This is a genomic window from Desulfobacter curvatus DSM 3379, from assembly GCF_000373985.1.
Classification (GTDB): Bacteria; Desulfobacterota; Desulfobacteria; order Desulfobacterales; family Desulfobacteraceae; genus Desulfobacter; species Desulfobacter curvatus.
Window position 1 is genome coordinate 54,198 of the sequence record NZ_KB893024.1, and the last position, 10,754, is coordinate 64,951.

General features: G+C 48.4%; 10 protein-coding genes. 5 read left to right on the forward strand and 5 right to left on the reverse strand.

From position 1 onward, the window contains the following. The first annotated feature begins 36 nt into the window (after nt 1-36). Both B147_RS0109725 and B147_RS0109730 read left to right on the forward strand, forming a co-directional pair. Entirely contained in the window at nt 37-1,308 is a 1,272-nt protein-coding gene (locus B147_RS0109725; protein WP_020587019.1) for a COG4705 family protein, read from the forward strand. Then, nucleotides 1,301-2,293: an undecaprenyl-diphosphate phosphatase gene (locus tag B147_RS0109730; protein WP_211216932.1), complete on the forward strand. Its 993-nt coding sequence runs from the start codon at nt 1,301-1,303 to the stop codon at nt 2,291-2,293. The genes B147_RS0109725 and B147_RS0109730 overlap by 8 nt, the downstream gene beginning before the upstream one ends. Nucleotides 2,294-2,495: 202 nt before the next feature. Here the strand turns inward: B147_RS0109730 and B147_RS31735 are convergent, their stop codons facing one another. Beyond that, the gene (locus B147_RS31735) at nt 2,496-2,801 is read right to left on the reverse strand and encodes a hypothetical protein (protein WP_020587021.1); all 306 of its coding nucleotides are present in this window, start codon (nt 2,799-2,801) and stop codon (nt 2,496-2,498) included. A 40-nt stretch (nt 2,802-2,841) separates the two neighbouring features. On the opposite strand from B147_RS31735, the gene B147_RS0109740 reads away from it, so the two are divergent. The 3 genes from B147_RS0109740 to B147_RS28035 all read left to right on the forward strand — a co-directional run bounded on the left by B147_RS0109740 (nt 2,842) and on the right by B147_RS28035 (nt 5,453). After that, entirely contained in the window at nt 2,842-3,126 is a 285-nt protein-coding gene (locus tag B147_RS0109740; protein ID WP_020587022.1) for an ATP-binding cassette domain-containing protein, read from the forward strand. Next, on the forward strand, nt 3,120-3,275 hold the full coding sequence (locus B147_RS31740; protein ID WP_020587023.1) for a hypothetical protein: 156 nt from the start codon (nt 3,120-3,122) through the stop codon (nt 3,273-3,275). Before B147_RS0109740 ends, B147_RS31740 begins: the two co-directional genes overlap by 7 nt. A gap of 135 nt (nt 3,276-3,410) precedes the next feature. Continuing rightward, complete coding sequence (locus B147_RS28035; protein WP_020587024.1) at nt 3,411-5,453, forward strand: bifunctional DedA family/phosphatase PAP2 family protein; 2,043 nt, start codon at nt 3,411-3,413, stop codon at nt 5,451-5,453. Nucleotides 5,454-5,482: 29 nt separating this feature from the next. On the opposite strand, the gene B147_RS0109755 is transcribed toward B147_RS28035, so the two are convergent. The 4 genes from B147_RS0109755 to B147_RS28040 form a co-directional block, all read right to left on the reverse strand. Continuing rightward, nucleotides 5,483-6,868, reverse strand: coding sequence for a sensor histidine kinase (locus tag B147_RS0109755; RefSeq protein ID WP_020587025.1), 1,386 nt, complete (start codon nt 6,866-6,868; stop codon nt 5,483-5,485). Next, nucleotides 6,865-7,542: a response regulator transcription factor gene (locus tag B147_RS0109760; protein WP_026259591.1), complete on the reverse strand. Its 678-nt coding sequence runs from the start codon at nt 7,540-7,542 to the stop codon at nt 6,865-6,867. Before B147_RS0109760 ends, B147_RS0109755 begins: the two co-directional genes overlap by 4 nt. A gap of 100 nt (nt 7,543-7,642) precedes the next feature. Next, nucleotides 7,643-9,703, reverse strand: a complete 2,061-nt coding sequence (locus B147_RS0109765; RefSeq protein WP_169400710.1) for an LTA synthase family protein — start codon at nt 9,701-9,703, stop codon at nt 7,643-7,645. 368 nt (nt 9,704-10,071) lie between these two features. Next, nucleotides 10,072-10,482 (reverse strand): response regulator, encoded by a 411-nt coding sequence (locus B147_RS28040; protein ID WP_083927869.1) that lies wholly within the window; start codon nt 10,480-10,482, stop codon nt 10,072-10,074. Nucleotides 10,483-10,754 lie beyond the last annotated feature (272 nt).

Below are 10,754 nucleotides of genomic sequence, written 5' to 3' on the forward strand. Positions count from 1 at the left end.
GCACATAATGGAATAAATAAATTTAAAGGAGTGGTAATGAATTCCCTTGAAAAAAAGCAATTAGGACAATTGCTGAGTAAAGTCCCGGAGGTAACCATTTACTTCTGGGTCATCAAAGTGCTTTGTACGACAGTTGGAGAAACAGCTGCGGATTTTCTTAATATGGGTCTCGGGTTTGGTCTTGGCGGAACCTCTGCCGTCATGGGCGTCTTGCTCACGATCGTTCTTGTTTTCCAATACCGGGCACCTAAATACGTTCCCGGCATATACTGGCTGACGGTTGTGCTCATAAGTATTTTCGGGACCTTGGTTACCGACCTTCTTACCGACGCACTACAGGTCCCGCTTGAAACAAGCACACTTTTTTTCAGTGCGGCTTTGGCTGTCACCTTTGCGGTCTGGTATGGGTTCGAAAAGACACTTTCCATTCATTCGATTTTCACGGCACGAAGAGAGTCGTTCTACTGGATTGCCATCCTTTTTACATTTGCCCTGGGAACCGCTACAGGCGACCTTATGGCCGAAGGGCTTGGTTTGGGATACCTGGTTACCGGCATCCTCGTCTGCTGCCTGGTTTTCGTCATTTCAGTCGCCTGGAAATCAGGACTTGATTCAATCCTCTCTTTCTGGATCATTTACATTATGACCAGACCGCTCGGCGCATGTCTTGGCGATTACATGTCTCAATCGACTGCTAACGGCGGGCTTGATTTAGGTCCGACACTGACAAGCGCGATCTTTCTTTCAGCCATATTGTTTACTGTTATCTTTTTGACGATTACCAAACGGGATATGATTGTCAAAAATGATGATGGCGACAAGAAAGTCAATTCCTCCCCGAGAACTGTGTTCGCCCAGGTTGTGGTGGTTTTGAGCTCGCTGGTTTTTATTTGCTGGGGCGGATACCATTGGCTTCGTGCCGGGCTCCAAATCTCCACCACAGCCGAAGCCACACAGGCCCTGGGACAAACTTCGGCATCAGATCTTCGGCCCCTGGGGGACTTATCGCCTTTCAAAACGATAACCGTGGCCACCCTTGAACTCGTTGATTCCGGAAATCTGTCCGCCGCAAAAACAAAGGTAAGAGATCTGGAAACTGCCTGGGACAATGCGGCCGGCGCACTCAAGCGCATGAACAAAGAAAAGTGGGCGGAGGTCGATGATGCAATTGATACCGTTCTAAGGCAGCTTCGGGCATTCCATCAGGATAGCGTTGCCTGTCAGGAATCTCTTCATTCATTGCTTACAGTCATTGATACATTGAATTCTACGCCGTCACAAATAAAGGGCGGTCATGCCCATGGATAAACGAATCTTCGCCATCGCCCTCTCGGCTATGGCGATTCTGCCGCTCTTTTTTTCCATTGCAAATACCCGGGGATTATCCGGAAGCAATGCTGCGGCGGTTGAGCAAAAGATCATGACAACCCCCCAGGCCATAGTTTTGGGGGTTGTCGAAGGCGTGACCGAATACCTGCCGGTCAGTTCCACCGGTCATCTGTTACTGGCGGAAAAAATTTTGGGCATCAGCCGGAATCCGTATTTATCTCCGGCCCAAAGGCTGCAAGTCAAGGACGCTTTGGATGCGTATACCATCTGCATTCAAGTTGGGGCGATTTTGGCCGTACTTTGGCTCTACTTTGGCCGGCTCAAACAAATGGTGCTGGGAATATCGGGTAATGATGCCGGCGGGCGCCGTTTGCTGATCAGCGTGGCGGCAGGGTTTCTCCCGGCGGCTGTTATCGGTCTATTGTTCAATCATGCGATCAAAACATACTTGTTCGGGCCCTGGCCAGTCGTGGCTGCCTGGCTGGCCGGAGGCATTGCCATTTTGGCTGTGAGCCGGCGTAATCGAAGAACGTCTCAGGAAAAACGATTCTGCATCCCGGTAGATGATATGACCTGGAAAATGGCATTAGTCATCGGTTTTGCCCAATGCATCGCCATGTGGCCGGGTGTCAGCCGCAGTCTGATCACCATTATGGGCGGTTTGCTGGTCGGCCTGACCATGGAGGCGGCCGTTGAATACAGCTTTTTGCTGGGGGTTGTGACGCTTGGGGCCGCCACGGCGTACGATGTTTTGAAACATGGCCGGATGATGCTGCAGATTTTTGATCATTATTCGCTGATTGTCGGGGTGGCGGTTGCCTTCTTCGCCGCTCTGGTTTCCGTGAAGTGGATGGTGCGTTACCTGTCCAGGCACGGCCTGGAAGTCTTCGGTTATTACCGGGTGGCCATTGCCGTGGTCACGACGGTATTCCTACTGACGGCGGAGAAGATATGGATTCAATAACAGCCATGGGCCGATTTGGTCTATCAACACTCAGGCTTTAACCCCACAACAAAACATGAAAGTAATATAACAACTTATTGGTACTTTCATAGAAGGTATCCGGGGTCTGAAACGATTATCAGTTATTACAATAGGAACAAATATGAAATCATTTGGTTTAAATATAGATAGATGGGCCGGCCGGACTTCCGTTTTGACGGCCTCATTTGACCGGTTGGCCGGCGCTGTTGCCCGGGTTTTCACCGACAGCCGCATTGTTCTCCACGGCATCGGAAAGATTCGGCGCTTTCGGCTGGTTCATTTCAAAAAACAATACGTTCAAACCCAGCTTTTTAACCGCCGGGGCAGTTGCCGACAATGCGGAACCTGCTGCAATCTGCTTTTTACCTGTCCCGCACTGACAAAGCAGGGTAAATGTCTTGTCTATGGGATGTGTCGTCCCGATGCCTGCAAGGTTTTCCCGATTGACCAACGGGACATTGAGGAAATTCGCCTGTGCGGCGGCCATTGCGGCTACCGGTTTGAGAATAAAATAGGAGTATTATGCCATGATCAGTATAGAGAACCTTCGATTAACTGTCGAAGGCAAAGAAATTCTTAAAGGCATTGATATGCACCTGGCGTCTGGAGAAATTTATGGACTGCTGGGGCCGAACGGAGCCGGCAAATCTACCACCATCTTCTCCCTTCTGGGGCTGTGTTCCCGGCAAAGCGGCCGTATCCGTGTGCTGGGGAGCGATCCGGCTGAGAACGCCGTTGCCATTCGCCGTTCCATAGGTGTCATGCCGGAAAAATCCGGATTTTACGATTGGATGGCGGCATCGCCATGTTGATCGCCAGTGCTGCAGCCGGGCTGTTGTGGAATCGTTTCGGTGCAGCCTTTGCTTTCTATACGGGTGCAGCCTTTGCAGCTTTGGCTATGGTGGGCCTTGCCCTTAATACATGGCGCCAACGACGGCTTGGCGGGGAACCTTGTGGATAGCTTATTAAGCGCCGGATTCACGGACTTGGCTCCAATATTTTTGATGCCCTTAAACAAACGGTTGATTCGGACGATCAACCCTATCACCTGTCGGCTGCTTCAACTCATCAAAACCGATGCAAAGGAAAAAATCCCATGCACCATTATCTGAACACATTCCTGAGTTTTATTACCCAGCACGCCATGTTAGCCTACGTCGCCGTTTTCCTGGTCTCTTTTTCCGAGTCCCTGGCCTTGATCGGGCTGCTGATGCCCGGTACGGTGATCATGTTCGGGGTGGGCGCGGTCGTGGCCTCGGGCAGCCTGGGGCTTTGGCCTGTCCTGATCCTGGCCATGGCCGGAGCTGTGGCAGGAGACGGCGTCAGCTACTGGCTGGGACATCACTACAAGGAACGGCTGGCCTCTATCTGGCCTTTTTCCCGTTACCCCGAAATGTTGAACAAGGGCGCAGCGTTCTTTCACCGGCACGGGGGCAAGGGGGTCCTGTTCGGCCGCTTTGTGGGACCGGTGCGCCCGGTGATACCTGTGGTGGCCGGGATGCTGGGTATGGCGCCCATGCATTTTACCCTGGTCAATGTGCTTTCAGCCATCGGATGGGCCCTGGTCTATATCCTGCCCGGTGTTTTTTTCGGCTCGTCCATTGCCATGGCCGGGGCGGTCAGCAGTCGTCTGGCCGTGGTTGTTTTTATCCTGGGCGCAGGCGTTTGGGCGGTGATCTGGGGGGCGCGCCGGATGGCCTTCCTGGTTGTCCGGAAAGGCCCTGTCTGGTTTGACGATTTCAAACAATGGACCACCATGAAACCGTCTGCTCATGTTGTTTTACGCCCGGTTCAACGTTTTTTTTCCTTTCTGCTTTTCCAAGGCAGGGCAGAGGCACTGCCCGCGGCGGTTTTGTCTCTGGTGTTTTTTATGGCGTGCTGGGCGTTCCTGGCCGTCCTGCAGGATGTTATGGCCCGGGATATGGTGGTCGCGGATCAGGCCGTTTACCATTTTTTTCAGTCTCTGCGGACCGTGTGGGGGGACAGGATCTTTATCGCCATAACCGAACTGGGCGATGCCGTTGTGAATATATCCCTGGCCTGCGCAGTCCTGATCGTTCTCCTTGTCCGACGGTGCTTCCGCACAGCCGGATTTTGGGTGCTGACGGCCCTGGGCGGGGTGATTGGGGTTCAGCTGCTCAAATGGATCATTCATCTGCCGCGTCCGGTGGAGATATACCATGGGGCTTCGAGTTACGGTTTTCCCAGCGGCCACACCACCATGAGCGTGGTTCTCTACAGCTTTCTTGCCATCCTGTTGGCCGAAAAATTGTCGGGAACCTGGCGGCTGGGATTATTTTCAGGGGGGCTATTCATCTCCTTTATGATCGGTTTTTCCCGTCTTTATTTGGGCGCGCACTGGCTGTCCGATGTCCTGGCCGGCTACTTCATCGGCATCAGCTGGACAGCCTTTATGGGAATCGCCTGGCTCAGGGTGGCGGACGAAAAGGTACCGAACCGTTTGCTCTCGTTGGCGGTTATCCTGGTTGTAATCATTGCCGGGAGCCGGCATGTGACCCAGCGCCACGAGAAGGACCTGCTGCTTTATGCGCCCCGCCTTGAGGTCAAATCCCTGGCCCTCTCTTCCTGGCAGACCCGTGGATGGCAGGATCTGCCTGCCGAACGTATTGACATGGAAGGGGAACTTGAACAGCCCCTCATTGTCCAGTGGGCCGGGCCGCCTGACAGACTGGCCGGTGTGCTTAAGGCCCAAGGTTGGCGTCAGCCCGGGCACTTGGACCTGAAAAGTGTCCTGGGGATGTTTTCCTCGGGCACACCGGTTGAAAACCTGCCGGTCCTGCCCCGGTTTCACGACGGCAGAATGGAACGGTTGCGCCTTATCCGCATCATCGGCGACCATCGTTTCGTGTTCCGCCTTTGGGATACCGGTGTAGAAGTTAATGGCGTTGAGAGGTGCCCTCTTATGGCGGGAACCATAGAAGAGCAGCAAGGCCGCAGCCTGGCCGGTCTGGTCTTAACGGCAAAGGAGACCGGCGATTATGATCGGCCTCTGGCTTTGCTGGCGAAGACACTTGCCGAAAAGGTCTCAGTTATGCAGGTTCGCCGGGAGGATAAGATACTTCAAAGCCGCCTGGAGAATCAACAAAGGTGGCGGGGCGGGGTGCTGCTGGCGTGGTAAAATATGGATTCAATAAAACGGGTTTAATTTTAAACCGGCAGTTCAACCATAATTTGTATCATTCGGTTCGGGGCATTTTGGATAGCGATGGTGCCGCTATGAAGACTGACAATCTTTCGGGCAATTGCAAGACCAAGCCCTGATCCACCCAGGGCTTGGGATCTTGATTTTTCAACACGGTAGAACTGCTCAAACAAACGGGGAAGATCCTGTTCCGGGATTTTAAGGCCGGTGTTTAGAATTTCAACGCGGGCCATGGTCCGGGATTGGGTCAAGCTGATTTCTATAACGCCCTTTTTAGGCAGGTTGTATCGAATGGCATTATCAATGAGATTAACAAAAAGGCGAAATAATTTTTCCGGGTCTCCCATCATCGAACAGGGGGTGTCAATCTGCTTGTGGACATGAATCTGTTTTTCAGCCAGCATATCGCCATAATCATCAAGAACCCTTTTGATCAGTTCGGATAGATTTATTTTTTTTGTGTGCAATTGATCTTGCTGCTCCATTCTGGACAGGTCCAGCAGGTTTTTAACCAGATGGCTCATGCGGCGGCTTGTTTCAAGTTGTTTTATCAGGCTCTCTTCTGCCGACGAAGACAAATGTTCATTGATGAGCATATCTTCCTGGGCCAGCATCAAGAGGGTGATGGGACTTTTTAATTCGTGGGATGCATTGCCGATGAATTCTTTTTGACGCAGAAAAGAGTGCTGGATTCTGTCAAACATTTTATTTAATGCCACAGACAACTCATAGAGTTCATCTTTTGTCTTGCCCAGGGGAATCCGTTGATCCAGGGATTTTTCACTGATCTCCCTGGATTGATGTATGATGGCTGAGATCGGCCTTAATATCCTGCCTGCCAGGATATAGCTTAAAATAAAAATCCCCAGTGCACAGAGAAAAAGACTGATCCCGATGGTAATGCCGAGCCTGATTAATTCTTCTTCAAGGTCTTCAATGGGTTTTGCAATACGAATTTCGACAAATCCGCCGTTTATCTCTTTTTGAACCACCATTCCCCTGAACATGACATCATCATTGCGATCCTGTTTTAACCAGATCCGGGTTCTTGGGATATGTTTTTCGATGAGAAATTTGTCCTTGCCACTCGGCGTGGAAAGATCGGTAAATTCCGTCAGTTTTGATCGGTAAAGCTCTTTTTTTTGATCATTTTCTGCCACAATCCAGTATTCGTCCGGATCATACGGCATATCGTTCAGGTTTAACGCCTTTTGGTGATCTGTGTTCTCTTTGATCCTTTGGGCCAGAACCGTTGCCATATGCACGAGTTCCTTGTCGATCAGCTTGAACGGTTCCTCCGTCAGTTCAAAAAAAATAAGAGATGAAAATGCCAAGGTGGAAAAAAGGGCAGCCCCGGAAATCCATATGGTTATTTTTTTTCGGATCTTCATGTTTGCTCGTCAATGATAAAACCGATGCCCCGGATGGTTTTAATGACAGGTTCTTCCCCGTGTGCCGTAAGTTTTTTTCTAAGATTTTTGATATGGACATCCACATAATTGGACATGGAAAAGGGGTCAAACTCCTCTCCCCAGATATGCTCGGCAAGATTGAACCGCGACACCACGTTGCCTTTGTTATGCAAAAGAAATTCAAGGATTGAAAACTCTTTGGCGGTCAAATGGATCTGGTCGCCATCCACAAAGACAATTCGTTTGACCGTATCCAGACGAACCGTCCCCACTTCCAGTATCGGGTTTCTGTTCCCTTTCCGTCGGAGCATTGCCCTAATCCGGGCCATGAGTTCCGCCATGGAAAAGGGCTTTGCAAGGTAATCATCCGCACCGTAATCCAACCCTTTAACCCTGTCCTGAACATCGCTTCGCGCCGTCAGCATGAGAATGGGCATGTCCATCCCTGCGTTACGGACCTCTTTGAGTACACTCAGTCCGTCCATTCGGGGGAGCATGATATCCAAAAGAATCAGGTCATAGGGGATATCAAATATTTTGTCCAATGCCTGCTCTCCGTTTTCAGCAACGTCCACCGCGTATCGTTTTTTTGTTAAAGCGGTTTTCAGCTGGTCCAACAACCCTGTATTATCGTCCACTATTAATATATGCATCTCAAGTTTTTTCCGTAACGGTCCTATGATTTTGAGAATAACCGGATACCGGGTAAATAACAAATTTTATGTTAGAAAAGGTCCTTGGAATTCTGAACACTTAAGTTTTATCCGAACATAAAAGATAATATAGCCAACATGCAGCCAACCGTTTTTGTCCCGGTCTTTTTTTTATGTTTTGATCCAGAGAAGCGCCTTGGCTTTGTGCCAGATGTTTCAAAGGCCTGCTCCATCGATTCAACCGGTGGGTGAACACATAATCCGCACCCTGATAATATGCCATAAGGTCTCTGACTCCGGGATAATCCTTGGATACTTTTTCAAGGACGGAATTTTCTTGACCCAGGCCCATCCGATTGATTTGCTTTCCCGGAGACAAAAACAGGAGTTCTTCATTATTGAGCAGCCCCAGTTTCTGGTAATTGGCGATCAGGGCTCTGCCTTTAAAGCCAAGAGATAGTATATCCTTCCCGAAAAAGAAACTGTCATAGGAAATGTTCAACAAAGCCAGAAGGGTGGGGGGCAGATCAATCTGACATGCCAGGGTATCTACCTCTTTTGCCCGGATATGCTTTGGCGAATAGATAAACAGCGGGATATGGTATTTTTTTACCGGCAGGCCTATTTTCCCTGCACTGCCGGCGCAGTGATCCGCCACGACAATAAATACGGTATCATCAAACCACGGCTGTTTTTTTGCCTGATTCATTAACCGGCTCAGGGCGTAATCGGTATATTTCACTCCGCCAAGCCGCCCGCTGCCGCCCCGGCCTTCTCCGGGTGTCAGATTAATTTTGCCTTCAGGGAAGGTAAACGGCTGGTGGTTGCTGGTTGTCATGATGTGAAAGAAAAAGGGTTTTTGTGCCGAGTATGACTGGTTGGCCTCACGAATGGCCCGGTTGAAGATATCCTCGTCGCATACTCCCCAGGCGTTTTTAAATGTAATCTCTTCGCTGTCCAGGCAAGGCTCATCCACAATTCGATAGCCATTTCCTCCAAAAAAGGCGTTCATGTTGTCAAAAAAGCCACGTCCACCGTAAAGAAAAGCCGTGTCGTATCCTAAATCTTTGAATACTTTCCCAAGACTGTACATGTGGCTGTTATCCGGCCGTTTGACAATGGACCTTCCCGGCGTTGGGGAAATGGACAGGGTAATGGCCTCCAGACCTCTGGTGGTGCGGGTGCCAGTCGCATAAAAACGGGTAAACAGCAGTCCCTGTTTAAACCACTTGTCCATGAACGGTGTGATGTCGTGTGTCTGTCCGAACCGGGTCAAATATTTTGCGCTCAGACTTTCAACGGTTATCAACATGACGTTGAGTTTTTTGGCGGGACCTTGCGCCTTGATGGTCCTGCCGATATCATAGTCTGCTTTTTGGGGTTGCCTATCGTCTGCTATTACCTGCTTTTTTAATCGGGCAGACAGATCATGATCGTTTCCGGTGACATAAAACCGCCGGTAATCCAACCGGTTGTTCCGGAATGCGGCAAACAGTTGATAGGGCCCGTTGGACGCCAGTTCATTGACATAGTTGTTGTCGGAAAAACTGCGCTGGGATTGATCGATCAGGAAAAACGACAGCAAGGGCAGCATGAGCAGACTCCCTGCAATGATCACTCTTTTTTTAAAGCTTTCTGTTGCGTTAAGATTTTTTAAAATTGCAGGACGAATAAAATAAAACACAATGCCGGTTAGGATCAAAAGAACGGTCAAAATGGTAACGACCGGATAGGATTCTAAAATATTGTCGGTAACCTCCCTTCTGTATACCAGGTAGTCCACGGAGATAAAATTGAACCGCACACCAAATTCGCTCCAGAAAAACCATTCGGCCACCATGGAAAAACCAAGCCCATAAAGAAACAGAAAAACACCGCCTTGGATCAAATATCTTATGGCTCTTGAGTTTCTCAACCATCCGTTGGGCAGAAACAGAAAAAAAATGACAAAGGGGATATAAAAATAACTGATAAAAGCAATGTCATAAATCAGCCCCAGACCGAAAATGTAAAGCCAGGCCGATGAAAAATTATCAACGTGAGGCCAGGCTCGAACCAGCAGCACCCCCCGCATCAAAGCAAAACAGATAATGGAAACCAAAGACAATCGAAACACGATCATAAATCGTGTTCCGGCGGATTTGATAGATATTCGTGCCATTGAGAAATGTGCCCCACTATTATGCATTCATGTGTTATGCGGCACGATAGCATCGCTATTATGAAGAAAGTGTGAAGAATGAACCCAAATGCTTAGGTGTAGTGGCCCTGAATAACATCGATTTTGGCTCTAAGGACGGCGGATTTAACTATATCCGAAATTAAAACTTTTATGTGTTTGATTACAGGCATTAAACAAAAACACTTTCGGTGTTATTAAATCCTCAGTCCTGATCATACGTTACTATGAGATACTGGGCTCACTTTATACGTTAATAAGATTGGAATCTAACATCAAAGAAGTACAGTCAACGCCGTAAATGAAGGCATCGGGGTTAAATAATAGGCAAAGGTCTCGCCCTACATTTACTAATCTTCAGAACCGATACATAGTTCATCCAGCAATTGAATTAGTTGGTTGGTTTCTGGTTTGGTGACATAATTGTCAGCTTTTACGGCATTACACTTTGCAATCATCTGTTTGTTAATTAAACTTGAAAACATGATGATAAAAATGTTTTTGAGGTTTGAATTCTGTTTCACATTTTTACATAACGTCAGTCCATCCATTTGCGGCATTTCTATATCGCTTATGAGAACAACTTTACTTAAGTTCTGTTCACCGTTTCCAAAATTAATTTCTAAATGTTGAAGCGTTTGAGAACCATTTTCAAATTCTGTAATGTTTGAGAACCCTGCTGATTTCAGAGCACGTGACACACCCTTTCGTATCGTCGATGAGTCATCTGTAAAAATAATTTGGAGTTGATCTCTTGTAATCCTTTCATTTTTTAAAAGATTCTCCTCACTAACCTATTTTTTCGAAAAAAAACGACAAAACGCCCATTATTCCTTAGTTTTTATGGCCCTACGTAAAGTAGCTTACTATAATTTCAGCACGTTACGTAGAGATTTTTTAATCATGGCGAATGTAGTGCCATAAAATTAAATAATTGTTGATTTTCTATTGTAACTGTGCGCATAATCAGCTCCATGTATATACGAAGGACGACTATCAAAAGCCGGAAAGACGGCACACAATATTATACCTA

Excerpts from the sequence above, each read along its gene's own strand:
- B147_RS0109725 (WP_020587019.1), top strand. The coding sequence starts at position 37 with ATGAATTCCCTTGAAAAAAAGCAATTAGGACAATTGCTGAGTAAAGTC.
- B147_RS0109730 (WP_211216932.1), top strand. The coding sequence starts at position 1,301 with ATGGATAAACGAATCTTCGCCATCGCCCTCTCGGCTATGGCGATTCTG.
- B147_RS31735 (WP_020587021.1), bottom strand. The coding sequence starts at position 2,801 with ATGGCCGCCGCACAGGCGAATTTCCTCAATGTCCCGTTGGTCAATCGG.
- B147_RS0109740 (WP_020587022.1), top strand. The coding sequence starts at position 2,842 with ATGATCAGTATAGAGAACCTTCGATTAACTGTCGAAGGCAAAGAAATT.
- B147_RS31740 (WP_020587023.1), top strand. The coding sequence starts at position 3,120 with ATGTTGATCGCCAGTGCTGCAGCCGGGCTGTTGTGGAATCGTTTCGGT.
- B147_RS28035 (WP_020587024.1), top strand. The coding sequence starts at position 3,411 with ATGCACCATTATCTGAACACATTCCTGAGTTTTATTACCCAGCACGCC.
- B147_RS0109755 (WP_020587025.1), bottom strand. The coding sequence starts at position 6,868 with ATGAAGATCCGAAAAAAAATAACCATATGGATTTCCGGGGCTGCCCTT.
- B147_RS0109760 (WP_026259591.1), bottom strand. The coding sequence starts at position 7,542 with ATGCATATATTAATAGTGGACGATAATACAGGGTTGTTGGACCAGCTG.
- B147_RS0109765 (WP_169400710.1), bottom strand. The coding sequence starts at position 9,703 with ATGGCACGAATATCTATCAAATCCGCCGGAACACGATTTATGATCGTG.